Source organism: Pseudomonas sp. MF6396 (genome assembly GCF_002018915.1).
Classification (GTDB): Bacteria; Pseudomonadota; Gammaproteobacteria; order Pseudomonadales; family Pseudomonadaceae; genus Aquipseudomonas; species Aquipseudomonas palmensis.
On sequence record NZ_MVOK01000030.1, the window covers coordinates 17,478 to 42,385 of the forward strand.

Annotated in this window: 23 protein-coding genes; 11 read left to right on the plus strand and 12 right to left on the minus strand. The window is 66.7% G+C overall.

Annotated features, from left to right (window positions below; all coding sequences use genetic code 11):
- Window positions 1-55: 55 nt before the first annotated feature.
- Window positions 56-211, plus strand: a complete 156-nt coding sequence (locus tag MF6396_RS28840; RefSeq protein WP_167400188.1) for a hypothetical protein — start codon at window positions 56-58, stop codon at window positions 209-211.
- Between the two features lie 132 nt (window positions 212-343).
- Here the strand turns inward: MF6396_RS28840 and MF6396_RS23840 are convergent, their stop codons facing one another.
- Window positions 344-2,017: an AMP-binding protein gene (locus tag MF6396_RS23840; protein WP_078481706.1), complete on the minus strand. Its 1,674-nt coding sequence runs from the start codon at window positions 2,015-2,017 to the stop codon at window positions 344-346.
- A 204-nt stretch (window positions 2,018-2,221) separates the two neighbouring features.
- Between MF6396_RS23840 and MF6396_RS23845 the strand changes: the two genes are divergently transcribed.
- The 4 genes from MF6396_RS23845 to MF6396_RS23860 all read left to right on the plus strand — a co-directional run bounded on the left by MF6396_RS23845 (window position 2,222) and on the right by MF6396_RS23860 (window position 7,850).
- Window positions 2,222-3,385 (plus strand): isovaleryl-CoA dehydrogenase, encoded by a 1,164-nt coding sequence (locus MF6396_RS23845; RefSeq protein WP_043863959.1) that lies wholly within the window; start codon window positions 2,222-2,224, stop codon window positions 3,383-3,385.
- Between the two features lie 83 nt (window positions 3,386-3,468).
- Complete coding sequence (locus MF6396_RS23850; RefSeq protein ID WP_043863960.1) at window positions 3,469-5,073, plus strand: carboxyl transferase domain-containing protein; 1,605 nt, start codon at window positions 3,469-3,471, stop codon at window positions 5,071-5,073.
- Window positions 5,074-5,076: 3 nt separating this feature from the next.
- Window positions 5,077-5,895 (plus strand): gamma-carboxygeranoyl-CoA hydratase, encoded by an 819-nt coding sequence (locus tag MF6396_RS23855; protein ID WP_043863961.1) that lies wholly within the window; start codon window positions 5,077-5,079, stop codon window positions 5,893-5,895.
- Complete coding sequence (locus MF6396_RS23860; protein ID WP_078481707.1) at window positions 5,892-7,850, plus strand: acetyl/propionyl/methylcrotonyl-CoA carboxylase subunit alpha; 1,959 nt, start codon at window positions 5,892-5,894, stop codon at window positions 7,848-7,850. The genes MF6396_RS23855 and MF6396_RS23860 overlap by 4 nt, the downstream gene beginning before the upstream one ends.
- Window positions 7,851-7,922: 72 nt before the next feature.
- On the opposite strand, the gene MF6396_RS23865 is transcribed toward MF6396_RS23860, so the two are convergent.
- The gene (locus MF6396_RS23865; protein WP_078481708.1) at window positions 7,923-8,540 is read right to left on the minus strand and encodes a LexA family protein; all 618 of its coding nucleotides are present in this window, start codon (window positions 8,538-8,540) and stop codon (window positions 7,923-7,925) included.
- 132 nt (window positions 8,541-8,672) lie between these two features.
- Between MF6396_RS23865 and MF6396_RS23870 the strand changes: the two genes are divergently transcribed.
- The 3 genes from MF6396_RS23870 to MF6396_RS23880 all read left to right on the plus strand — a co-directional run bounded on the left by MF6396_RS23870 (window position 8,673) and on the right by MF6396_RS23880 (window position 11,149).
- On the plus strand, window positions 8,673-9,005 hold the full coding sequence (locus tag MF6396_RS23870; RefSeq protein WP_054914395.1) for a DUF6124 family protein: 333 nt from the start codon (window positions 8,673-8,675) through the stop codon (window positions 9,003-9,005).
- A 434-nt stretch (window positions 9,006-9,439) separates the two neighbouring features.
- Window positions 9,440-9,952, plus strand: coding sequence for a DUF4880 domain-containing protein (locus tag MF6396_RS23875; RefSeq protein WP_043863965.1), 513 nt, complete (start codon window positions 9,440-9,442; stop codon window positions 9,950-9,952).
- 48 nt (window positions 9,953-10,000) lie between these two features.
- On the plus strand, window positions 10,001-11,149 hold the full coding sequence (locus MF6396_RS23880) for a M14 family metallopeptidase (RefSeq protein ID WP_043863966.1): 1,149 nt from the start codon (window positions 10,001-10,003) through the stop codon (window positions 11,147-11,149).
- Window positions 11,150-11,254: 105 nt separating this feature from the next.
- Here MF6396_RS23880 and MF6396_RS23885 read toward each other — a convergent pair whose 3' ends face one another.
- A complete protein-coding gene (locus MF6396_RS23885; protein WP_043863967.1) occupies window positions 11,255-11,710 on the minus strand; it encodes a winged helix-turn-helix transcriptional regulator in 456 nt (151 codons plus the stop codon).
- A gap of 96 nt (window positions 11,711-11,806) precedes the next feature.
- On the opposite strand from MF6396_RS23885, the gene MF6396_RS23890 reads away from it, so the two are divergent.
- A complete protein-coding gene (locus tag MF6396_RS23890; protein ID WP_078481709.1) occupies window positions 11,807-13,021 on the plus strand; it encodes an MFS transporter in 1,215 nt (404 codons plus the stop codon).
- Here the strand turns inward: MF6396_RS23890 and MF6396_RS23895 are convergent.
- The 7 genes from MF6396_RS23895 to MF6396_RS23925 form a co-directional block, all read right to left on the minus strand.
- Window positions 12,985-13,923: a Csu type fimbrial protein gene (locus MF6396_RS23895; protein ID WP_078481722.1), complete on the minus strand. Its 939-nt coding sequence runs from the start codon at window positions 13,921-13,923 to the stop codon at window positions 12,985-12,987. The two genes, MF6396_RS23890 and MF6396_RS23895, sit on opposite strands and share 37 nt — an antisense overlap.
- A gap of 47 nt (window positions 13,924-13,970) precedes the next feature.
- Window positions 13,971-16,211 (minus strand): fimbria/pilus outer membrane usher protein, encoded by a 2,241-nt coding sequence (locus tag MF6396_RS23900; protein WP_102063831.1) that lies wholly within the window; start codon window positions 16,209-16,211, stop codon window positions 13,971-13,973.
- Between the two features lie 168 nt (window positions 16,212-16,379).
- Complete coding sequence (locus MF6396_RS23905) at window positions 16,380-17,165, minus strand: fimbrial biogenesis chaperone (RefSeq protein WP_078481711.1); 786 nt, start codon at window positions 17,163-17,165, stop codon at window positions 16,380-16,382.
- A gap of 45 nt (window positions 17,166-17,210) precedes the next feature.
- Entirely contained in the window at window positions 17,211-17,708 is a 498-nt protein-coding gene (locus MF6396_RS23910; RefSeq protein WP_043863969.1) for a Csu type fimbrial protein, read from the minus strand.
- A gap of 3 nt (window positions 17,709-17,711) precedes the next feature.
- Window positions 17,712-18,245: a Csu type fimbrial protein gene (locus MF6396_RS23915; protein WP_043863970.1), complete on the minus strand. Its 534-nt coding sequence runs from the start codon at window positions 18,243-18,245 to the stop codon at window positions 17,712-17,714.
- A 16-nt stretch (window positions 18,246-18,261) separates the two neighbouring features.
- On the minus strand, window positions 18,262-18,795 hold the full coding sequence (locus MF6396_RS23920; protein WP_043863971.1) for a Csu type fimbrial protein: 534 nt from the start codon (window positions 18,793-18,795) through the stop codon (window positions 18,262-18,264).
- Between the two features lie 28 nt (window positions 18,796-18,823).
- The gene (locus MF6396_RS23925; protein WP_078481712.1) at window positions 18,824-19,351 is read right to left on the minus strand and encodes a Csu type fimbrial protein; all 528 of its coding nucleotides are present in this window, start codon (window positions 19,349-19,351) and stop codon (window positions 18,824-18,826) included.
- A 215-nt stretch (window positions 19,352-19,566) separates the two neighbouring features.
- Between MF6396_RS23925 and zapE the strand changes: the two genes are divergently transcribed.
- Entirely contained in the window at window positions 19,567-20,685 is a 1,119-nt protein-coding gene (zapE, locus tag MF6396_RS23930; RefSeq protein WP_078481713.1) for a cell division protein ZapE, read from the plus strand.
- Window positions 20,686-20,688: 3 nt separating this feature from the next.
- Here the strand turns inward: zapE and MF6396_RS23935 are convergent, their stop codons facing one another.
- Complete coding sequence (locus tag MF6396_RS23935; protein ID WP_078481714.1) at window positions 20,689-22,578, minus strand: propionyl-CoA synthetase; 1,890 nt, start codon at window positions 22,576-22,578, stop codon at window positions 20,689-20,691.
- Window positions 22,579-22,707: 129 nt separating this feature from the next.
- Here MF6396_RS23935 and MF6396_RS23940 point away from each other — a divergent pair, with 129 nt between their 5' ends.
- On the plus strand, window positions 22,708-24,015 hold the full coding sequence (locus MF6396_RS23940) for a leucine-rich repeat-containing protein kinase family protein (protein ID WP_078481715.1): 1,308 nt from the start codon (window positions 22,708-22,710) through the stop codon (window positions 24,013-24,015).
- A 28-nt stretch (window positions 24,016-24,043) separates the two neighbouring features.
- On the opposite strand, the gene MF6396_RS23945 is transcribed toward MF6396_RS23940, so the two are convergent.
- Window positions 24,044-24,751 (minus strand): YebC/PmpR family DNA-binding transcriptional regulator, encoded by a 708-nt coding sequence (locus MF6396_RS23945; RefSeq protein WP_043863975.1) that lies wholly within the window; start codon window positions 24,749-24,751, stop codon window positions 24,044-24,046.
- Window positions 24,752-24,908: the final 157 nt, after the last annotated feature.

The following is a 24,908-nucleotide window of genomic DNA, read 5'->3' on the forward strand; positions in this document are numbered from 1 at the left end:
CCACGGTCGAAGTATGGGTCAGCCTTTGAACAGCCCTTTATGTGAGGTTCGGCCCATGAATATTCCTATTCCTGCTGAAACGCCCGATCCGAATATCGATGACCCCAATCTGCCACCACCGGTGCCCGAGAAGGAGCCCGAGCCGCCCAAGGAGCAGGAGCCCGTGGGCGACCCGCCCAGTGAAGAGCCGCCGGTGAAGGTGCAAGCGTAGACCGGGATCTGGCAGTTGCACTGCGGTGTGCCCATCGCGGGTCGAGCCCGCTCCCACAGGAGTGCGGTGGTTTACAGAAATGCGCGATACCTGTGGGAGCGGGCTTGACCCGCGATGGCTGAAACGCCGAGCTCAACGGCTGCACAACTCCTCGATGCTGATCTCGCGCATGCGAAACTTCTGGATCTTGCCGGTCACCGTCATCGGAAACTCCTCGACGAAACGAAAATGTCGCGGCGTCTTGAAGTGCGCGATGCGGCTCTTGCACCAGGCCTGCAGCTCCCCATCGGTGGCGCTGTGCCCAGGGTGCAGCTTGATCCACGCCACGATCTCCTCGCCGTAACGCTCATCCGGAATGCCGATCACCTGCACGTCCGCCACCGACGGGTGGGTGAAGAAGAACTCCTCCAGCTCGCGCGGGTAGATGTTCTCGCCACCGCGAATGATCATGTCCTTGTTGCGCCCGGCAATGCACACGTAGCCCTGCTCGTCCATGCTCGCCAGGTCGCCGGTGTGCATCCAGCCCGCCGGGTCGATCGCCTCGCTGGTGGCCGCCGGGTTGCCCCAGTAGCCCAGCATCACGCTGTAGCCACGCGTACACAGCTCGCCGATGGTGCCACGCGGCACGATGCAGCCGTGTTCGTCGACGATCTTGCTCTCCAGCTGCGGCTGGGTGCGCCCTACCGTGGTCACGCGCAGCTCCAGCTCGTCGTCCGGGCCGGTCTGCAGCGACACCGGGCTGGTCTCGGTCATGCCGTAGGCGATCTGCACCTCGCCCATGTGCAACTGGTCGATCACCCGACGCATCACTTCGATCGGGCAGGTAGCACCGGCCATGATGCCGGTGCGCAGGCTGCTCAGGTCGTAGTCGCCGCGCCGCGGCTGGTCGAGCAGCGCGATGAACATGGTCGGCACCCCGTACAGCACGGTGGCGCGCTCGCGGGCCACGCCTTCGAGGGTCAGCAGCGGGTCGAAGGCGTCGTTGGGGTAGATCATGGTGGTGCCGTGGGTGATGCAGCCCAGGTTGCCCATGACCATGCCGAAGCAGTGGTACAGCGGCACCGGGATCACCATGCGGTCATGCTCGGTCAGGCCCAGGCTCTCGCCGACCATGTAGCCGTTGTTGAGGATGTTGTAGTGGCTCAGGGTCGCGCCCTTGGGGAAGCCCGTGGTGCCGGAGGTGTACTGGATGTTCACCGGCTGGTCGAACTGCAGGCTCTGCTGGCGCTGCTGGTACTCGGCCGGGGCGACCTGCTCGGCCATGCCGGCCAGCGCCGCCCACGGCAGGAAGCCGCCCGGCGGCGCGTCGTCGAGGCTGATCAGCCCGCGCAGGTCGGGCAGGCGCTCGCCATTGAGCTGGCCTGGCGCCTGGTGCGCCAGCTCCGGCAGCAGTTCGCCAAGCATGGCATGGTAGTCGGAGGTCTTGAAGGTGCCGGCGCAGATCAGCCACTGGCAGGCAGACTGGCGCAGCACGTATTCCAGTTCGCTGGTGCGGTAGGCCGGGTTGATGTTGACCAGGATCACGCCGATTTTGGCGGTGGCGAACTGGGCGATGCACCACTGCGCGCAGTTGGGCGCCCAGATACCCAGGCGGTCGCCGGTCTTCAGGCCCAGCGCCATCAGGGCGCGGGCATGCAGGTCGATGCTGTCGGCCAGTTCGCGCCAGCTGTAGCGCAGTTGCTGGTGGCGTACCACCAATGCCTCGCGCTCGGCAAAGCGCGCCACGGTGTTATCCAGGGCCTGGCCAATGGTCATGGCCAGCAGCGGTTTGTCCTGGCGACCCTGGGTGTAGCTCGGTTGATTCATGACGACCCCGTATTGTGATTGTTGTGGGTGCTGATTCACGCGAGACCTAATGTGGCGCAAATTAACGTTAACGTAAAGGTCATGGGGAGATTGACAGTGTTCGGTGCGGGGTTTACGTTAACGTAAAGGTGACAGATCGCAGCGCCTTGATCGCGGGTCAACCACCACGCCACTCAAAGAACAATCGACAAGAAAGGTGCCAGCATGCGTTATCCGACCCTGAACTTCGCCCTGGGCGAAACCATCGACATGCTCCGCGACCAGGTGCAGGCGTTCGTCGCAGCCGAGCTGGCCCCGCGTGCGGCGCAGATCGACCAGGACAACCTGTTCCCCGCCGACATGTGGCGCAAGTTCGGCGACATGGGCCTGCTGGGCATCACCGTCAGCGAAGAATACGGCGGCGCGGGCCTGGGCTACCTGGCCCACGTGGTGGCCATGGAAGAAATCAGCCGCGGCTCGGCCTCGGTCGCGCTCTCCTACGGCGCCCACTCCAACCTCTGCGTCAACCAGATCAACCGCAACGGCACCGCCGAACAGAAAGCCAAATACCTGCCCAAGCTGATCAGCGGCGAGCACATCGGCGCCCTGGCCATGAGCGAGCCCAACGCCGGCTCCGACGTGGTGTCGATGAAACTGCGTGCCGAACAGCGCGGCGACCGCTTCGTGCTCAACGGCAGCAAGACCTGGATCACCAACGGCCCCGACGCCAACACCTACGTGATCTATGCCAAGACCGACCTGGAAAAGGGCCCCCACGGCATCACCGCGTTCATCGTCGAGCGCGACTGGGCCGGCTTCAGCCGCAGCAACAAGTTCGACAAGCTGGGCATGCGCGGTTCCAACACCTGCGAGCTGTTCTTCGACAACGTCGAGGTGCCCCAGGAGAACATCCTCGGCCAGCTCAACGGTGGCGTGAAGGTGCTGATGAGCGGCCTGGACTACGAGCGTGTGGTGCTCTCCGGCGGCCCTACCGGGATCATGCAGGCGTGCATGGACCTGGTGGTGCCCTACATCCACGACCGCAAGCAGTTCGGCCAGAGCATCGGCGAGTTCCAGCTGATCCAGGGCAAGATCGCCGACATGTACACCCAGCTCAATGCCAGCCGCGCCTACCTGTATGCCGTGGCCCAGGCCTGTGATCGCGCCGAGACCACCCGCAAGGACGCCGCCGGGGTGATCCTCTATACCGCCGAGCGCGCCACCCAGATGGCCCTCGAGGCAATCCAGATTCTGGGCGGCAACGGCTACATCAACGAATTCCCCGCAGGCCGCCTGCTGCGCGACGCCAAGCTGTACGAGATCGGCGCCGGCACCAGCGAGATCCGGCGCATGCTGATCGGTCGCGAGCTGTTCAACGAGACGCGCTGAGGCGCTCAGCGGCAACGCCGCCATAACGCAGACCCACTCTTGCAGCTTGGAGCTTGCCGCTTGAAGCTGCGCCAGGAGCCACGATGATTCTGAAGTCTCAGTTGAACCCCCGCGCGCCCGAATTCGCGCTCAACAGCGCGGCCATGCTCGAGCAGGTGCAAGGCCTGCGTGACCTGCTCGCCAGCGTGCACCAGGGCGGCGGGCCCAAAGCCCAGGAGCGCCACACCTCACGCGGCAAGTTGCTGCCGCGCGACCGCATCGACCGCCTGCTCGACCCGGGTTCGCCGTTTCTGGAGATCGGCCAGCTGGCCGCCCACGAGGTGTACGGCGAAGACGTGCCTGCCGCCGGCGTGATCGCCGGCATCGGCCGCATCGAGGGCGTGGAGTGCATGATCGTGGCCAACGACGCCACGGTCAAAGGCGGCTCGTACTACCCGCTGACCGTCAAGAAGCACCTGCGCGCCCAGACCATCGCCCAGCAGAACCGCCTGCCCTGCGTGTACCTGGTGGACTCCGGCGGCGCCAACCTGCCGCGCCAGGACGAGGTGTTCCCCGACCGCGAGCACTTCGGCCGCATTTTCTTCAACCAGGCCACCATGAGCGCCCAGGGCATCCCGCAGATCGCCGTGGTGATGGGCTCGTGCACCGCCGGCGGTGCCTACGTGCCGGCCATGGCCGACGAGGCGATCATGGTGCGCCAGCAGGCCACCATCTTCCTGGCCGGCCCGCCGCTGGTCAAAGCCGCCACCGGCGAGGTGGTCAGCGCCGAAGACCTGGGCGGTGCCGACGTGCACTGCAAGGTCAGCGGCGTGGCCGACCACTATGCCGACAACGACGAACACGCCCTGGCCATCGCCCGGCGCTGCGTGGCCAACCTCAACTGGCGCAAGCTGGGCCAGCTGCAGGTGCGCACCCCGATCGCCCCGCTGTACGCAGCCGACGAGCTGTACGGCGTGGTGCCGGCCGATGCCAAGCAGCCGTTCGATGTGCGCGAGGTGATCGCGCGCCTGGTGGACGGCTCGCTGTTCGACGAGTTCAAGGCGCTGTTCGGTACCACGCTGGTGTGCGGCTTTGCCCACCTGCACGGCTACCCGGTGGCGATTCTGGCCAACAACGGCATCCTGTTCGCCGAGGCCGCGCAGAAAGGCGCGCACTTCATCGAGCTGGCCTGCCAGCGCGGCATCCCGCTGCTGTTCCTGCAGAACATCACCGGCTTCATGGTGGGCCAGAAGTACGAGGCCGGCGGCATCGCCAAGCATGGCGCCAAGCTGGTGACCGCAGTGGCCTGCGCCCAGGTGCCCAAGTTCACCGTGATCATCGGCGGCAGCTTCGGTGCCGGCAACTATGGCATGTGCGGGCGTGCCTACGACCCGCGCTTTCTGTGGATGTGGCCCAACGCGCGCATCGGCGTGATGGGCGCCGAACAGGCCGCAGGCGTGCTGGCCCAGGTCAAGCGCGAACAGAGCGAGCGCAGCGGCCAGGTTTTCAGCCCGCAGGACGAGGCGCAGCTCAAGCAGCCGATCCTGGACCAGTACGAACACCAGGGCCACCCCTACTATTCCAGCGCAAGGCTGTGGGACGACGGCGTCATCGACCCTGCGCAAACCCGCGAGATTCTCGGCCTGGCCCTCTCGGCAGCCCTCAATGCCCCGATCGAACCGAGCCGTTTCGGCATTTTCCGGATGTGACCGATGAGCGACTTCTCTACCCTTGAACTGATTCGCGACCCGCGCGGCTTCGCCACCCTGTGGCTGAGCCGCGAGGCCAAGAACAACGCCTTCAACGCGCAGATGATCCGCGAACTGATCATCGCCATCGACCAGATCGGCAACGACGCCAGCCTGCGCTTCATGGTGCTGCGCGGGCGCGGCCGGCACTTCAGTGCCGGCGCCGACCTTGCCTGGATGCAGCAGTCGGCGCAGCTGGACTACAACACCAACCTGGACGACGCCCGCGAGCTGGCCGAGCTGATGTACAACCTGGCGCGGCTCAAGGTGCCGACCCTGGCGGTGGTCCAGGGCGCAGCCTTCGGCGGTGCCGTGGGGCTGATCAGTTGCTGCGACATGGCCATCGGTGCCGACGACGCGCAGCTGTGCCTGTCGGAAGTGCGCATCGGCCTGGCGCCGGCGGTGATCAGCCCGTTCGTGGTACAGGCCATGGGCGAGCGCGCCACCCGCCGCTATGCCCTGACCGCCGAACGCTTCAGCGGCGAGCGGGCCCGCGAACTGGGCCTGCTGGCCGAAACCTGCCCCGCCGCGCAGCTGGATGCCGAGGTCGAGCGCTGGGTCGACAACCTGCTGCTCAACAGCCCGCAGGCCATGTGCGCCAGCAAGGAGCTGCTGCGTGAAGTGGGCAATGGTGAGCTCACCCCTGCCCTGCGCCGCTACTGTGAAGGCGCCATTGCGCGTATCCGCGTGAGCGCCGAAGGCCAGGAGGGCCTGCGCGCCTTCCTCGAAAAACGCACGCCAGCCTGGCAAACCCCCGCTTCGGACAAGGAGCCACGCCCATGAGCCGCCCTCTGCTGACCACCCTGCTGGTCGCCAACCGTGGCGAGATCGCCTGCCGCGTGATGCGCACCGCCAAGGCCATGGGCCTGACCACCGTGGCCGTGCACAGCGCCATCGACCGCGATGCGCGGCACAGCCGCGAAGCGGATATCCGGGTTGACCTGGGTGGCGCCAAGGCGGCCGAGAGCTACCTGGACATCCCCAGGCTGATTGCCGCGGCCAAGGCCAGCGGCGCCCAGGCGATACACCCGGGCTACGGCTTTCTGTCGGAGAACGCAGGCTTTGCCCGGGCCATCGAAGAGGCTGGGCTGATCTTCCTCGGCCCGCCGGCCAGTGCCATCGACGCAATGGGCAGCAAGTCGGCGGCCAAGGCGCTGATGGAAGTGGCCGGGGTACCGCTGGTGCCTGGCTACCACGGCGAAGCCCAGGACCTGGAGACCTTCCGCGCGGCCGCCCAGCGCATCGGCTACCCCGTACTGCTCAAGGCCACCGCCGGTGGCGGTGGCAAGGGCATGAAGGTGGTCGAGCAGGAAAGCCAGCTGGGTGAAGCCCTGGCCTCGGCCCAGCGTGAAGCGCTGTCGTCGTTCGGCGACGCACGCATGCTGGTCGAAAAGTACGTGCTCAAGCCGCGTCACGTCGAGATCCAGGTGTTCGCCGACCAGCATGGCAACTGCCTGTACCTGAACGAGCGCGACTGCTCGATCCAGCGTCGTCACCAGAAGGTGGTCGAGGAAGCCCCGGCCCCCGGCCTGAGCCCGGCGCAGCGCCAGGCCATGGGCGAGGCGGCGGTACGTGCGGCCAAGGCCATCGGCTATGTGGGCGCAGGCACGGTCGAGTTCCTGCTCGATGCCCGCGGCGAATTCTTCTTCATGGAAATGAACACCCGCCTGCAGGTGGAGCACCCGGTGACCGAGGCGATCACCGGCCTGGACCTGGTGGCCTGGCAGATCCGCGTGGCGTGCGGCGAGGCGCTGCCGCTGACGCAGGACCAGGTGCCGCTGCACGGGCATGCCATCGAAGTACGCCTGTACGCCGAGGACCCGGCCAACGACTTTCTGCCGGCCACCGGGCACCTGGCGCTGTACCGCGAGTCGGCGCCGGGCGAAGGGCGCCGGGTCGACAGCGGCGTGTGCGAAGGTGACAGCATCTCGCCGTTCTACGACCCGATGCTGGGCAAGCTGATTGCCTGGGGCGAGAACCGGGAGCAGGCACGCCTGCGCCTGCTGGCGATGCTCGACAGCTTCGCCATTGGCGGCCTGAAGACCAACATCGCCTTCCTGCGCCGCATCCTGGCCCACCGCGCCTTCGCCGAGGCCGAACTGGATACCGGGTTCATCCCGCGCTATCAGGATCAACTGCTGCCCGCGCCCGTCGCGTTGCCGACAGCGTTCTGGCAGGCTGCCGGGCAGGCCTTCCAGCAATCGCGCCCCGCCTGCGTGCGCGCTGATGACCGGCACTCGCCGTGGGCAGCCGCCACCGGTTTCAGGCCGGGCGTACCGGCGCAGACCGCCCTGCACCTGCGCTGCAATGGCGAAGATCGGGCACTGAGCCTGAACCCCGGGTCGTTGTCCGCGCGCATGGACGGCGAGCACCTGGTGATCGAGCACGAAGGCGTGCGGCGCAGGCACCTGGCCGTGCGCCGTGGGCAAACGCTGTATCTGGAGTGGGATGGCGAGCTGCACGGGGTAAGCGCTTTCGACCCGATTGCCGAGGCGGACGCCGGCCATGCGCACCAGGGCGGCATGAGTGCGCCCATGAACGGCAGCATCGTGCGGGTATTGGTGGAGGTCGGTCAGGTGGTCGAAGCCGGCACGCAACTGGTGGTGCTGGAGGCCATGAAGATGGAGCACAGCATCCGCGCACCCCAGGCCGGGACGGTCAAGGCGCTGTATTGCCAGGAAGGCGAGATGGTCAGCGAAGGGGCCGCGCTGGTGGAGCTGGAGGTTCAGGAAGGCTGACGGCACTGCACTTGCACAGGGTTTTGTGGGCGCCACGAAACCCTGTGTGGGCCGGCTTGCCAGCGACGCTTTTCAGCCCAGCCGGATAGACGCCTGCACCACCACACCGAGCACCTCGGTGCCCTCCTCCCACGTCAGTTTGGGCCAGGTGGGATTGAGCGGCTGCAAGTACCGCTGACCACCCTCCTCGACCAGCTGGCGAAACACCGCGACAGGATTGCCGGGCAGGCGCGCGATCACCAGCGCGCCGATCTCGGCAGTTCGACCGCTGTCCACCAGCACCATCATGCCCGCCGGCACACTCAGGCCCATGGGCGAATTCATCGCGTCACCTTCCACCGTCAGCCAGTAGCACGGGCCATCGGCCAGGTGGTCGCTGAGCACGGTCGGCGCGCCTTCGACAGGCTCGGCTAGGTGCTCCCAGTCCGACAGCGGGTAGCGGAATGCACCCAGCGCCGGTGTGGCATAGACCCCGGACGGCTCCGCGACGGCGTCGTCGCAGACCACGCCCATGCGCCCCATGCCCAGTATCCGCAGGATTTCGTCGATGGTGGCCAGCGGTGGGTTGTTCCTTCCCCGAATCCAATGGCCAACGCCACCTTGGGTCACCCCGAGGCGTTCGGCCAGTTTCTCCTGCGTGAGGCCCAGCTCGCGCATTCTGGCTTTCGCCAGTTCATTCCATTTTTTCATCGCTGGCACGATACGGACTGACAGCAGCGACTCAATACATACTCTGTAGTATTTAAGCGATGGAATACAATACAACATGTACTTAGGATTGAAGGGTAATCTTTTCCTACTCACTACAAGGAAGGCAGCCCCATGACCCCACCCCCTTTCAACGACCTGGACAGCGAAGCGGCACGCCGCGCACTGGACTATTACCTCAACCCTACCCCATCTACGGTCAGCCACACGGACGACCAGCTGTTCATCGCCCGCCAGGACCTCTCGGCCGAAGCGGCCACCGAACACGCCTCGAGCATGCTGCGCTGCGCCGCAGCCAGCGCCTACGAGTCGGCCGACAACCTCAAGGGCAACTCACGGGACATGGCCTTCTCGGTGATGCACATGATCAACATGGCCAGGGCGCTGCTGGACCGCAGCCTCGCGGAACAGGCCAGGCGGCAGGAGCTTCAATCAAGGGAGGGATGATGGGCAACGGGAACGGCGGTGGGGCAGGCCGTGGTTCAACGACCAGGCACAGCGATGCGGAATTTTTTGCTGGATAACAGAAAATTCATTTGACTTGAAAATGAGAACGATTATTATTGCAAACAACTGGTCGCGAGACTGGTTGGATAACTGAAAGCCCTTAGGTCGGACTCTCAGATTATCTCCTCATCAGGCTAATCACGGTTTTTGACCCGGCTTTTTGCCGGGTCTTTTTTTTGGCTCTTCAGGCTAATGAAGGCGGGTGGTGCTTGAATGGAAGCGATGATAGCAAATGTATGTCTCGATATGTAACCCCGAGACAAGCCTTTGCCGATTCAGCACTTGAGAATCAATCTCATGTAGATTAAGCTGTCGCAGCGTCAGGGAAGACGCCCCCTTCTCTCCAGTCGTTTCTTTCTGCAAGGAGCTCGTACATGACCCGTCTGTTGCTGCCCCTTGAACACCATCACGATAGCGCCGACCTCGGCGAAGATGCCCTGCTCGTGCGCCTGAAAAAGCTGCCACGCCGGGTACAGCAGGTGTTCCTGCTCAATCGCCTCGATCAACTGTCGTTCGCCGCCATCGCCCAGCGCCTGGATATCGGCGCACCGACCGTGGAACGGCACATGGGCCAGGTACTGCAGGCCGCCCTGCCGGTGCGCAGCGCCTCCAGCACTGCGGCGGCGCAATGGTATGTGCGCCTGCAGAGCCCGGACATCACCGCCAGCGAGCGCATCGACTTTCGCCGCTGGCTGGATGCCGCCCCCGAACACCTGCATGCGTTCCATGCCACCGAACTGCGCTGGCGCAACCTGCTGGCACCGGCCCGGCAACTGGGCGATGGGCACTGGTATCGCCAGGCCTGGGCCGGTGTTTCGCTGGGAGGCTGCTCGGTGGCGCTCGGCCTGGGGTTGGCAGCGGCGCTGGCGATCGGTTTCTGGTCGTGATCCAGGGGTGTAGAGTGGTTGGCACAACAACTCTACCGGAGCCTGGCCATGACCGTGACGCTGTCCCCCGTTAGCATCGATTGCGCATTCGATGCCGGCAACATCCTGCTCGTCGATGCCGGCAACCCGTCCCGGATTCACCTGAACATCCGCCCCGACACCCACAGCGGGCATTTCCAGTGGTTTCACTTCAAGGCCAGCGGGCTGACGCCCGGGCATACCCACGCCTTCAGCCTGGACAACGCCAGCCAGTCGTCCTATAGCGCCGCATGGGAGGGCTACCAGGCGGTAGCGTCCTACGACCAGCAGAACTGGTTTCGCGTGCCGACCCGCTACGACGGCAAGGCCCTGCACTTCAGCCTTGAGCCCCGCGAAACACAGGCCTGGTTCGCCTATTTCGAGCCCTACCCGCGCGCGCGGCACAATCAGCTGATCGAACGCGCCAGCGCCTTGCCGGGCGTCGAACTGCTGGCCACCGGGCGCAGCGTCGAAGGGCGCGATATCCCGTTGCTGCGGGCGGGCGACGGGGGCGCGGGCAAGCGCAAGCTGTGGATCATCGCCCAGCAGCACCCCGGCGAGCACATGGCCGAGTGGTTCATGGAGGGCGTGATCGACCGCATACAGGGTAACGATGCCACCGTGCAGGCCCTGCTGGCGGTCGCCGACCTGTACCTGATCCCCAACATGAACCCGGACGGTGCCGCTGCCGGGCACCTGCGCACCAATGCCAGGGGCAAGGACCTCAACCGCGCCTGGCAGGATGCGAACATCGAACACACCCCTGAGGTGCTGTTCGCCCAGCAGCAGATGAAGCTATATGGCGTGGACCTGTTCCTGGATGCCCATGGCGATGAGGAAATACCCCATGTGTTCACGGCCGGATGCGAAGGCAACCCGGGCTACACGGATCGGATCGCGGCACTGGAGGAGCGTTTTCGCAGCACCCTGTGCAGCGTGACCCGGGACTTCCAGACCACCCACGGCTACCCGCGCAGCAAGCCTGGGCAGGCCAACATGACCCTGGCATGCAATGCGGTGGGCCAGGCGCATGACTGCCTGTCGCTGACCCTGGAGATGCCGTTCAAGGACCACGACGACGCGCCCGATGCGGTGACCGGCTGGTCGGGTGAACGCTCCAAGGCGCTGGGCAGCGCGGTGATCGACACCTTGGCGAAGCTGGTCGCAGCGCTGCGCTAGGGGCTGGCGCACCGTCGCCCCGCAGCGCTCCCCATCGCGGGTCAAGCCCGCTCCCACAAGGCTTGCAGTGCCCTGTGGGAGCGGCCTGACCCGCGATGAGGCAGGTCAGGCCGGCGGCGGCCCCGCCACCCGCACGCAATCATCCGGCCCCAGCACCCGCCCATCCGCCGCTCGCAGCTGCAGCGGGCCCACCGGCGCCCCGCTCTGGCGGTCCACCAGCACCGAATGCGCCTCGCCAGGCTGGTAGAAAAACGCCTCGCCCCACTGGCGCAGCCCCACGATCAAGGGAAACAACCCGCGCCCCTTCTCGGTCAGCACGTACTCCTGGTACGCGCTGCCATCCGACGCCGGCACCAGCTCCAGAATCCGGTGCTCCACCAACTGGCGCAAGCGCGAGGCCAAAATGTTCTTGGCCATGCCCAGGTTGCGCTGGAACTCGCCAAAGCGGCGCAAGCCATCAAACGCATCACGCACGATCAACAGCGACCACCAGTCACCGATCGCGTCCAGTGACCGGGCCACCGGGCATTCGGCATCTTGCAGGCGGGTACGCTGAACCATGGTCGCTCTCGGCAGGCTGAAAAAAGTAGTTGCAATATAAAACCGGTCCTCTCAGCATACAACCAGTTTCATTATGCAACCACATAGGATATCGCCATGCCCGCCTCCCCTGCGCCCCGGCTTTCGCCGTGGCTCGCCCTGCTGTTCTCCGTCGCCTGCGCACTGGCGGTGGCCAACGTGTATTACGCCCAGCCACTGCTGGACGCGATGGCCCGCGACTTCGCCATCGACCCGGCGCTGGTGGGGCTGGTGGTGACCCTGACCCAGGTGGGCTACGGCCTGGGCCTGATACTGCTGGTGCCTCTGGGCGACCTGTTCGAGCGGCGCCGGCTGATCGTGCTGCAGTCGCTGCTGTCGGTGCTGGCCCTGCTGATGATCGCGCTGGCCACCAGCAGCGCCTGGCTGTTTGTCGGCATGGCCCTGACCGGCCTGTTGGCGGTGGTGGCGCAACTGCTGGTGGCGCATGCCGCCAGCGTATCGGCCGACACCGAACGCGGGCATGTGGTGGGCATGGTCACCAGCGGTATCGTGATCGGCATCCTGCTGGCCCGCACCCTGTCCGGGGCGATGGCCGATCTGGCCGGCTGGCGCTCGATCTACGCCCTGTCGGCCGCGCTGACCCTGCTGATGACCCTGCTGCTGTGGCGCGTGCTGCCCGCACACACGGCTGCGCGCCCCAACACTGGCTACGGCGCGCTGCTGGTGTCGTTGTGGCAACTGGTGCGCGAGCAGCCGGTGCTGCGCCAGCGGGCCCTGCTGGCGATGCTCAGCTTCGCTTCGGCCATGGTGCTGTGGACCCCGCTGGTACTGCCCCTGAGCGCCCCGCCGCTGTCGTTGTCGGCAACCGAGGTGGGCCTGTTCGGCCTGGCCGGCGCAGCCGGGGCGCTGGCCGCCGCGCGTGCCGGCGGGCTGGCCGACCGTGGCCTGGGGCAACGGGTCAGCGGCCTCTCGCTGCTGCTGATGATCGGTTCATGGGGCGCCATCGCCCTCACCCAGCAATCGCTGTGGGCACTGCTGCTGGGGGTGGTGGTGTTCGACCTGGGCCTGCAGGCGCTGCACGTGGCCAGCCAGAGCCTGATCTACCGCCTGCCGGCCGATACCCACAGCCGGCTCACCGCCGCCTACATGCTGTTCTACTCCATCGGCAGTGCACTGGGCTCGCTGGCCTCGACGCTGGCCTACGCCTGGGGCGGCTGGCTGCTGGTATGCGTGCTGGGAGCGGGGTTGAATGTGCTGGCACTGGGGTATTGGTGGCGCACCGTGCGCCAGCCGGCTCAGAACTGCACGTCGAGTATCACGCTGTCCAGGTAGTCGCCGGCCGGCGGCGTGGCCTGGTCGGTGTAGACCCTGGCGTTGTAGTTGAACACCTGGCTGCCGGCCGCGCTGCCACTGCCATTGCCGTTGCCCGGGTTGATGTCGGCGTCGCTGCTGGCGCGCCGCGCACTGCTCAGGCTGCCCCAGCGCACGCCCCCGCCACTCTTGAAGATGTCATAGGCCAGGTAGTTGCCGGCGCTGGATTTCATGCGCCGACGCCCGCCTGCCACGTTCTGCCCGTCATCCAGCCCCACCGTGTAGGCACTGCCCTTGGTACAGGCCAGGTTGACGTTCTGGCTCACCGTGGCGAACCCGCTGACCACCGGCGCGCTGCCGAACACGATGTTGGGTGAGCTGATCTGGCAGTCGTTGGTGACGGTCAGGTTGATGGTCAGGGTGGTAGTGGCGTTGAACACCTGCCGCCCCAGGCAGCCGCTGCCCAGACCCAGCCCCCAGCAATAGTCGATGCTCCAGGCCACGGTGAACGTCTCCTGGTACAGGCCGGCCGCCACGTTGCTGGTCATTTGCGTGCGCAGGTAGATGGGCACGGTCTTGGGCGAGGTGCCGCCGAGCAGGCCCAGGGCATCGATGATGCCGTTGCGCGCAAAATCGTAGGGCTGGCCCCGGGTGATCGGGTAGCTGGTGCTGTTGTTGGCGTACAGCGTGTAGAGGATGACGTCGCCGGTGGGGCCCACCAGCCCGGTGGTGCCGTTGTTGGCGGTGAAGGTGGCCTTGAAGGAGTCATCCGAACGCAGCAGGGTCAGCAGCGAACCGGTGCAGCTCAAGCCGGCACTGGGCGCCGTGGTGGTCTGCACCGTGGTGCGTATCAGGGTGGAGTTGACCAGGCCGAAAGTGGCTGGCGTGGTTGCCAGCACCTGGCACAGCGCCTGGGCGCGCATGCCGGCCAGCAGTGCCAGCAGCGCAAGCAGCCCCGTCAGCCGGCGCTTCACTGGCACACCAGCGGGCCGATCAGCGGCACCTGGTCGGCCTGCGCCTTGAGCTCGAACTGCACCCGGCAACTGCCGCCTCCGGCCAGTTGCACCACCAGGCTGTTGTGTTCGCTCAGGTCCTCCAGGTACACCAGGCCATCCCAACCCACCACCGCCAGCGCGCCGCTCTGCTCGTGGCGTACCTGGCTGCCCACGGCCAGTTCGTTGTTGCCGGCATCCACCAGCACCACGCTGGCGGCCAGTACCCGGCGCAACGGAAATTCCAGCAGGTAGCCGGCGCCGCGCCTTACCGCCACACGCTGCTCCACATTTGGCGAGCGCACATCGGGGGGCAGTTCCAGCGGGTCGATCTCGTACTTGCCGCGGTAGTAGCCGCTGCCGTAGGGCACCAGCAGGTGCCCCTGGCTGTCGGTGTGCCCCACCACCTGGTTCTCGTAGCGCACCGGCACATCGGCAAAGCCTTCGGTGCTGACCAGCACGAAGGCGTCGTCGATGCGATTGGCCGCGAACACCCCGGCGTCCATCAGCACCACCGAGCCGCTGGCGTCGGCCCAGCGGGTCATGTTGTCGCTACTGCCGTACACCCCGGCCTGCAACTGCACCGATTGCAGGCGCCAGGTCAGGTCGGCCTGACGGTAGGTTTCACGGTCGCCACCGGCATAGCCCAGGTTGAACCCCACGCCGCCCTGGGCGGGTACGGCGCGGCTGTAGTTGACCCGCTGCAGGTTCTCGCCCTGCTGGTTGCGCTCCAGGCTCAGGGCCAGCGTGCCGTGCAGGTCGAAGGGCACCACCACCTGCGCCTGCACCGCCCACTGGCTGTCGTCCAGGTCGCGGTTGGCCGACAGGTACAGGCTGCTGTTGCCCCACAGCGGCTTGCTCCAGCTGAGGTTGAGCAGGCGCGTGCGCGAGTTGTCGGCGGCGCGCACGTCGAAGTAGCCCGCCCCCAGGCTGCCATAGCGTTGCAGGTTGAGGCTCAGGGTGACCTGCTCGCTGCGCTGGCTGAGGCGGATATACGGGCTGTCGACCAGCGACAGGTCGGCGTAGTCGCCATGACGCTCCAGGCGCTGGTAGTTGAAGCCCAGCCAGCGGTTGTTGTACTGGTAGCCCAGGCTCAACTGCTGGCCACTGCGGCCTTCGAAGCGGCTCTGGCTCAGCGCCGTGTTGAGCACGCCGAAGTTGCCCACCCGCAGGTTGCCGCCCAGCCCGCCCAGGCCCAGGGACCCGGCCGCCTCGGCATGGCTTTCCAGCGTGAAGTAGTCGGTCAGGCCATAGCGCAGGCTGCCCGCCGCAACGCCGGGGCCGTAGGCAAAGTCGCGCACGGCATAGTCGCGGCGCAGGGCGCCGGCCGCCACCGAGAAGTCCGCCAGCCCCTGTTGCAGCAGGCTGCTGGTGACGTAGAACGGCAACGTGGTCGAGACCTGCCGGCCAAGGGCGTCGGTGGTCACCACCACCGCCTCGCCGGCACCGTTGATGAACGGCACGTTGGTCAGGGTGTAGGGGCCTGGCTGCAGGTCGGCACTGGCGCTCTTGTAGCCATTGATGAACAGGTCCACCGACGAGGGCACCGCGGCTTCACCGGCGAAGGCCGGCAAGGGGTAGGTCACCAGGTCCGGGCGCACGGCAAAGTCCCGCGACAGCTGCACCCCGCCCACCCGCACCGAGCTGGTCCAGGGCAAGGCGCCGGTCAGCACGTCGCCGGCCTCGAAGGTCAGCAGGCGCGCTTCGTCGGTGTAGCGCCAGGTGGTGTCGTACCGCCGAAAACCTTCCTGGGCGCCTTCGTAGCCTGCCCCGCCGAGGCGCTGGCGCCACTGCCCGGTGGTGGAGAAGGTGCCCCAGCTGTCGAACACCCGCAGTTCGTTCCAGGCCGCCAGGTAGGTGCCCCCCTCATCGGTGTCGTTGAAGTAGGCGTCGTAGTTGAGCAAGGCGCCGAAACTGCTCAACGCCTCGCCGGCCGGCCCCAGCGAGCGCTCGCCGATGCGCTGGTTGGGCAGCCACGCCGCCGGCACCTGCACCAGCAGCCGCTGGTTCTGGCTGTCGTACTCGCTGTGCAAGCCATCGATGGCGTCCAGCGCCAGTTCCGGGCCGGGCTGCCCGGGCAGTTGCACGCCCGCCGCCTGCAGGTCGTCGGTGGCCATGTACAGGCGCCCGGCCCGCTGGTGCACCAGCACCACGCTAGCGCTGCTCATCTGGTTGACCACCAGTTCCAGGTACAACGGCGCATCGGCGACAGCCTCCATACTCGCAGGGGGTGGCGGCAGTTCGCCTGCGGCCGCGCTGCCCGCCAGCAGCACCGCCAGCGTCACGCTGCGGGTGCAGGCCAGAGAAGTACTCACGCACGCCGTCCCACCATGTCCGGGTCCTCCCTGGCCCCTGCTCCATCTTCATGCGCCCTTGAGGCGCCGGGCTCAGTGGCCCTGGTTGATGGTCTGGGGCGGCTCGGCCCCGTTGACGCGCCCTTTGAGCACACTGGCCGCCGAGGCTGCTGCAGGTGCCGGCCAGCGCATGCTCGCGCCGGGCAGTACATAACCCAGCAAGCCGTCGACCAGCGGCTTGCTCTGGGCGCCCTGCTGCATCACCACATCGGTGAGGCGCGCATGCACCGGCCCCACGTTGCGGATCTCGACGAAGGGCTTGCCCTGCTGCGATACCTGTCGCCAGCTCAGCAACGGCGTGCCCACGCCCGCTGCATCACGCTTGCCCTCGGCGTCCGGCTTGCTCCACAGCCCCTGGCCGTAGACGAACAATGGCACCGAGTAGCGCATCTGGAAGCGGATCTGCGCCTGGGAAGTCTGCGCATCGCTGGCCGGCAGGGCGGGTGGGATTTCGTCGATGATGATGCGGTAGGCCTGTTCCTGGCCGGCCGGCGACTGGCCGGTGCGGGTCAGGCGAATCAGCTGTTTCTCACCCGGCTTGATGGTCGCTACCGGCGGGCTGCCGATGATCTCGCGCTGGGGCTGGAACTGGTCGTCATACCCGTCCTGGCGCCAGGCGAACACCCTGACCTGCAGGTTCGCCGGGGTGGTGCCACGGTTTTCCAACCACAACGCCCCGGCCTTCTGGTCGGCCTCCAGCACCGGGTCGATCGGCCAGATCAACACCGATGTGGCCGCCTGGGCGCCCCCTGCGCCGAGCAAGGCGCCCACCAGCAGCCACTTGCCCATCCCTTGCCATCCACGTGCGTACAGCGCCATGCACCCTCTCCTTTGGCTTGTTCCGATACAACCCCGGGAGCGCACTCACCAGGACAACACCACTTGCACCACGTCGGTGTAGGTGCCCGCCGGCAACACGCCGGGTAACTGGGCTTGCGCATACACCGGCAGCTTGATCGCCGTCGGATCGCTGTAACTGACCGCCACGAGCTGACCGATGCCCAGCACCTGGGACAAGGCCGCGTCGCGGTACAACTGATAGGCCACCAGCGAGGTACCGCTGGTGCGCTTGAGGTTGCGTACCCCGTTGTTGTTCAGGCCACCGTCGACGCTCATCTTCAGGGCCACCCCGGGCGTGCATTGCAGGGTCACCGTGGTGCCTGCCAGCTGGGTGTTCACGCTGGCGGCGCCGAGCGCCGGACGGGTGCCGAAGTCCAGGGTGCCGTAGTTGCTGGCGCCGCCCACCACCAGGCAACCTGCCGCAATCGTTGCGCTGACCTGAAGCGTGCTGGTGAGCGCGGCATCCAGCGGCATGGGCACTGCCCAGGCCAGCACCGCAAGGCCACCGAGCAACCGGCGCATGACCTAGAAGCTCAGCTCGACCGCCACCGTGTCGGTGTACACCCCTGGCGGCAGCGACGGCTTGCCCACGGCGCGGCCGTACAGGTTGACGGTCTGCGCCACCCCGGTGCTGGTGGCGAGGGTGATGGTGCCGTTGATTGCCAGCAGATTGGTGTGCCCGGCATCGGTATAGAAGTCATAGGGCACGTAGTTGGTGCCCATGGCCAGCGCGCGGCTGCCACCGGTGGTGGCCGCGTCATGCGCGCCTGCGCCCACCTTCACCACCGGCGTGGCACCGGGCGAACACAGCACGCTGATGGCGCCGCCACCACCGGTGCCGATCACCTGGGCGCTGGCCTCGGTGAACAGGGCAATCTGCGAGCCGAAATCCAGGTTACCGAAGTTGACCCCGGTGGTGGCGGTCGAACCGTTCACCTGACAGGCCGCGGTCAGGGTCAGGGTGGCGTTGATATTGCCCGTGACCGTGGCCGCCTGGGCCTGGCTGGCAAGGGCCAGGCCAAGCCCGGCGAAGAGTATGCGTGAGACGTTGGGATGCATGAGTCACTCCTTGTTGTTACCAGTCCAGGGTCACCATCAGGGTGTCACGGTAGATGCCGGCCGGCAGCGCCCTGGGGTGTGCCACCACGGCGCCGTAGATCGGTATGGGGATTTGCGCAGCGCTGCTGATCGAGAAGTTGCGCTGTTGGCCGATGCCGTAGCGCACTGCACCGCTTGGATCGGCCGCCAGCTGGTAGGGGATGAGCTCGCTGCCGTTGCGCAGGCGGCGCACGCCATTGGCATCGTTGCTGCCGCCATTGATGCTCACCGTGAAGGCCCGCACCGAGGGGTTGCAGCTGACCTGCAGGGTGCCGCTGCCGCCGGTCTGGTCGAGGTTGGCGCTCAGCGGGCGGGCCCAGCTTGGCCCCTGGGTGCCGAAGTCCAGCAGGCCCAGGCCGCCACCGGCCGGGCTGTCGTCCGGCACATTGCTGATCTGGCAGGCTGCGCTGATCACCAGGCGTGCCTGGATATGCCCGCTGAGGGCGGCATTGGCCATCGGACACAACAGCAAGGGCCCGAGGCTGATCAACAGAATCTGCGATGTCTTCATGCTGCCAGTTCCTTTAGCACGCACAGGGTCACCAGGTGACGGTCACCTTGAGCAAGTCCGAGTAATGGCCGACACGGGGCACCTGGGCCAGGGTGTCGATGCGGGCGTACAGCGGCAGTTCCACCGACCCCGAGTCGGGTACGCGTGCGTGCTGGGCGATGTTCACCGCCAGCGGAGTGCGCCAGGCCGGGTCCTGGTAGAGGCGGTACGGGATGGGGCGGGCCTGTGGCGTGTCACTGGCCAGGTAGCGCACCTCGCCGACGCCGCCATGCTGGCCGCCATCGACCTTCACCTGGTACAGCGTGTCGGGGTTGCATTCCAGACGTGGGGGGCGTTGTTGCAGCAAGGCGCCGGTCAGCGGGCCTTGCGGATCGTCCAGGCGCGCGGTACGGCCGAAGTCGAGCAGGCCCTGAGCCTGGGCGCCGGCATCGCGGGTCTGGTGCACCAGCTGGCAACCGCGCTGTACATCCACGCGAACTTCCACCAGAAAATCTGCGGCGGCGGCAGCGTCTGCGACAACCAGCCCGAGCAGCGCAGCCAGAGAGCGTCCCTTCACCGTTACCCTCCTTGCAATACAGGATCCATCTGTTCCAGAGGGTAGCAGCCGAAGAAAAACCTGCCAGCAAGCTCGGAAATGTATAGGCCGCGTACAAGAACCTTCCTACATGACCTGCCAGGCACGACATGACTGGCAGCCCAACCCCCTATTCGGTACATTAGCGCCGCCCACTCAGCCGGCCCCTGTGCCCGGTACCCCCAAGGAGCCTGAGATTGACCGCCTTACCGCCGTCCTGGATCCGTTCGCCGCTGCGCGCCCTGCGCCAGCGCCTGGCTGCCCGTGCACACCCGCCGGCCAAGCGCCTGGCGGCTGTTGAAGTCGATGAATTCTTCCGACGAAAGGCCAATGAGCAGGGCTATACCTTGAGCCACGGCCAGCAGCGGGTGATCGCCTGCATGGCCGAGCAGGCCGCGCACCTGGCTGACGGCACGGCGCGCAGCCTGTACCTGTACGGGGCGGTGGGACGGGGCAAGAGCTGGCTGCTGGACGGCTTCTTCCAGTCACTGGAGCATCCGCACAAGCGCCGCCTGCACTTTCACGATTTCTTCGCCCAGTTGCACGAGGGCATGTTCCGCCATCGCCAGCAGGACGATGCGCTGGGCGCGACCCTGGACGAGCTGCTGCAAGGCTGCCAGGTGCTGTGCTTCGACGAGTTCCACGTGCACGACATCGGCGACGCGATGCTCATCACCGGCCTGTTCAAGGCGCTGTTCGAGCGCCGCGTGTTCGTGCTGCTGACCTCCAACTACCCGCCTGCCGGGCTGCTGCCCAACCCGCTCTACCACCAGCGCTTCGAACCGGTGATCCGCCTGATCGAGGCGCACATGCAGGTGCTTGAAGTGGGCGGCGAGCAGGACTACCGCAGCCACCCGGCCTCCGGCAGCCAGCAGCGCTTCACCCAGGGTCACTACCTCTGGCCCGGCAGCCCGGCGCAGCGCCATGCCGCCGGCCTGGATCAGGCCGGCGCGCCGGTGAGGCTGCAGGTGGGCAAGCGCTCGCTGCACGCCCTGTTCAGCCAGGAGCGCGCGGTAGGCTTCAGCTTCGAGGCGATCTGCGAGCAACCCACGGCGGTGATGGACTACCTGGAGCTGGCGCGCCGCTACGACCACTGGGTGATCGAGCACCTGCCGGACCTGGCGCAGTGCTCGATGGCGGCGCAGCAGCGCTTCATCAACCTGGTGGACGTGCTGTATGACCAGGACAAGCACCTGGTGCTGGTCGGCCAGGCCTCGCTGTGCGAAAGCCTGGGCGGCAGCGCCATCGACCTGGCCCGCACCCGCAGCCGGCTGGGCCAGCTCAATGTGCTGGGCCCGGTAGCCTGCCCGGGTTGACCCTCAGCTGGCCCGCGCCAGGCTGGCCAGCACCCCTTCGATCTCGGCCAGCACGGCCGGGTCGTCCAGGGTCGAGGGCGGGGTGTATGGCTGGTGGTCGGCGATCTTGCGCAGCACCGCCCGCAAAATCTTGCCCGAGCGGGTCTTGGGCAGGCGCTTGACCACCCGCACCTGGTTGAAGCAGGCCAGCGCGCCGATCTGCTCGCGCACGCTGGCCACCAGTTCGGCCTGCAACTGCTGCTCGCTCAGGCTGACCCCGTCCTTGAGCACCACCAGGCCCAACGGCACCTGGCCCTTGATTTCGTCGCGCACCCCCACCACCGCGCACTCGGCAATCGCCGGGTGGCGCGCCACCAGGTCTTCCATCTCTCCGGTGGACAGCCGGTGCCCGGACACGTTGATCACGTCATCGGTGCGCCCCATGATGTAGACGAAACCGTCCTCGTCGAGGTAGCCGCCATCGCCGGTGTGGTAATAGCCGGGGTGGCTGTGCAGGTAGGCCTGCAGGTAGCGCGCATGGTCGCCCCACAGCGTCTGGCTGCAGCCGGGCGGCAGCGGCAGTGCGATCACGATGGCACCCTGCTCGTTGGGGCCCAGAAGGTGCCCGTCGTCGTCCAGCACGCGCACGTGGTAACCCGGCACGGCGCGGTTGCTCGAACCCGGACGCACCCCGCAACCTTCCAGCCCGACGCAGGGCGCGGTCACCGGCCAGCCGGTTTCGGTCTGCCACCAGTGGTCGTGCACGGCCTTGCCGCTGGCCGCCTCCAGCCATTGATGGGTGCTGGAGTCGAGTTTTTCCCCGGCCAGGAAGATCTGGCGCAGCGAGCTCAGGTCATGGCGCTTGAACAGCTCGCCCTGCGGGTCTTCCTTGCGGATTGCGCGCATGGCCGTGGGTGCGCAGAACAGCCCGTTGACCCGGTACTGCTCCACCACGCGCCAGTAGGCGGCAGCGTCCGGGGTGCGGATCGGCTTGCCCTCGTAGAACACCGTGGTGCAGCCGTTCATCAGCGGCCCGTAGACGATCAGCGAGTGCCCCACCACCCAGCCCACGTCGGAGATGCCCCACCACACATCCCCCGGCTGCATGCCGTAGATATGGCGCAGGGCAAAGCGCAGCGCCACGGCGTTGCCGCCGTTCTCACGCACGATGCCCTTGGGTTTGCCGGTGGTGCCGGAGGTGTACATGATGTACAGCGGGTCGCCTGCGGCCAAGGCCACCGGTGGCACCGGGCTGGCCGCAGCCACTGCCGCCTGCCAGTCCAGGTCGCGGCCTTCGCGCAGCTCCGCGCGGGCCTGCGGGCGCTGCAGCACCAGCACCTGGCGCGGCTGGTGGGTGGCCAGTTGCAGGGCCTTGTCTACCAGCGGCTTGTATTCGATCACGCGGTCGAACTCCAGCCCGCAGGAGGCGGTGAGCAGCAGCGCAGGCCGCGCATCGTCGATGCGCAGGGCCAGCTCGTTGGCGGCAAAGCCACCGAACACCACCGAATGCACCGCGCCGATACGGGCGCAGGCCAGCATTGCCATGGCCGCCTGCGGCACCATCGGCATGTAGATGATCACCCCATCGCCCTGCTTCACCCCCAGCTCGCGCAGCAGGCCGGCCAGGCGCGCCACCTCGTCGCGCAGTTGCACGAAGGTGAAGGTCTGTCGGGTATCGGTGACGGGCGAGTCGTAGATCAGTGCGGTCTGTTCGCCACGGCCCTGCTCGATCTGGTGGTCGAGGGCCAGGTAGCAGCTGTTGAGTTGCCCGTCGGCAAACCACTGGTGGGTGCCGTCGGGGTTGGCCACAAGGGTCTGCGCAGGCTTGCGGTACCAGGCCAGGTGGTCAGCCTGTTCGGCCCAGAACGCGGCGGGGTCGGCAATGGAGCGGTCGTAGCTGTGCTGGTAAGTCATCGATCGGTAACCCTGAACTTTGTTGTTATTAAAAGGGCGAATATCGAGTATGGACGCCAATTGCGCGCCTGCCATGGTACTTAAGTCGGGTATCATCGCCGCCGTCTTCATTGCCCTTGCAGCCCCTTCATGCACACCCTCGACGACCTCAGGCGCGGCCGCCTGGCAGGTGCCACCCGCCTCGACCTGAACTGCGGGCTCACGCAGTTCCCGGATGAGATCTTCGAACTGGCCGACAGCCTCGAAGTGCTCAACCTGAGCGGCAATGCGTTGAGCAGCCTGCCCCATGACCTGGGCCGGCTGCACCGGCTCAAGGTGCTGTTCTGCTCCTACAACCGGTTCACCGAGGTGCCGGCCAGCGTAGGCCAGTGCCTGCGCCTGGAAATGGTCGGGTTGCGCAACAACCGCATCACGCACCTGCCGGCCGCCGCATTGGGCCCCAACCTGCGGGCACTGGTGCTGACCGAGAATTGCCTTGAACAGTTGCCCGACGCACTGGGCGACTGCCAGCAGCTGCAAAAGCTGATGCTGGCGGGCAACCGCCTGCGCGCCCTGCCGGCCAGCCTTGCGCGGTGCCAGCGGCTCGAACTGCTGCGGGTGTCGGCCAACCGGTTGAGCGAACTGCCCCAGTGGCTGCTGACGATGCCCCGCCTGGCGTGGCTGGCGTATGCCGGCAACCCCTTGCCCCAGGGCCTTGCGGCCCCGCAGGCGCCGGGCCGGTGCGACGCCATCGACTGGCACGCCCTCGAGCTGGGCGAGGTGCTGGGCCAGGGCGCCTCCGGGGTGATTCACCGCGTGCAGGTGGCGGGCCGAAAGGCGGCGCTCAAGCTGTACAAGGGCCAGATGACCAGCGATGGCTCGCCGCTCAACGAAATGCAGGCGTGCGTGGCAGCTGGCGCCCACCCGAACCTGATCCCGCTACTGGGGCAGGTAGCCAACCACCCGCACCAGGTGCCGGGGCTGCTGATGGCGCTGGTGGGCACCCACCTGTCTGCCCTGGCCGGGCCGCCCAGCCTGCAAACCTGCACCCGAGACGTCTACCCGCCTGACCTGTGCCTTGGCCTGCAAGCCGCAACCCGGCTGGCGACGGCCATCGCGTCGGTCGCGGCGCACCTGCACCAGCGCGGCATCACCCACGGCGACCTGTATGCGCACAATATCCTGTGCGATGCACAGGGCAACGCGGTGCTCGGGGACTTTGGCGCGGCATCGTTCTTTGCGCAGGATGGCAGTGCTGCTGCAGACGCATTGCAGCGTATCGAGGTGCGGGCGTTCGGGGTGTTGCTGGGGGAACTGCTGGCGTGTTGCGGGGAGGCGTCAGAGGAACTGGCGGACCTGCAGGCGAGCTGTGTTCAGCCGCAGGTGCTGGCAAGGCCGGATTTTGCGCAGGTTGAACGGGTGCTTCGCCGGCAAGGCCGGCTCCTGCAAGAGGCGTAGGAGCAGGCCTTGCCGGCGAAGTGGGTTATCAGCCCGCCAGGCCGACGTACACGTTCTGCACGTCGTCGTTGTCGTCGATGGCTTCCAGGAATGCCTCGACTTCAGCCATGTGCTCGTCGCTGAGCCCGCTGACCGGGTTCTTGGGGGTGTAGCCGATCTTGGCCGAGATCACCTTGAAGCCCTGTTGCGGCAAGGCCTTCTGTACCGCGTCCAGGTCGGTGGTGTCGGTGATGAACAGGGTCGAGCCCTCTTCTTCACCTTCCGCGAAGTCCTGTGCACCGGCTTCGATGGCGGCCATTTCCGGGTCGGCATCAGGGGTTTCAGGGCTGGCTTCGATCAGGCCGACGTGGTTGAAGTCCCAGGCCACCGAACCCGAAGCGCCCAGCTGGCCCTTGCGGAACAGCACGCGAATCTGCGCCACGGTGCGGTTGACGTTGTCGGTCAGGCATTCGACGATCAGCGGCACCTGATGCGGGGCGAAGCCTTCGTAGGTAACGTGGTGGTACTGCACCGCGTCGCCATCCAGGCCCGCGCCCTTGCGGATGGCGCGTTCCAGGGTCTCTTTGGTCATCGAGGCCTTCTTGGCCTGTTCCACGGCCAGGCGCAGGCGCGGGTTCATGTCCGGGTCGGCACCGGCCTTTGCCGCGATCTGGATCTCCTTGGACAGCTTGCCCATGATCTTGCCCTTGGCGTTGGCTGCTACTTCTCTATGCTTGGCTTTCCACTGTGCGCCCATCTCGACTCTCTTGTTTCAGCTGCCGGTTCAGGTAGCGACCAGCAAGGTGGCGTGCAGTTTATACAGGCTGCGCCGGGCAATCGACAAAAAAACGCTGGGCTGTTGCCGGGCCTGGTGAACCCTTCGCCGGCAGGGCCGGCTCCTACTGGCGTTGCAG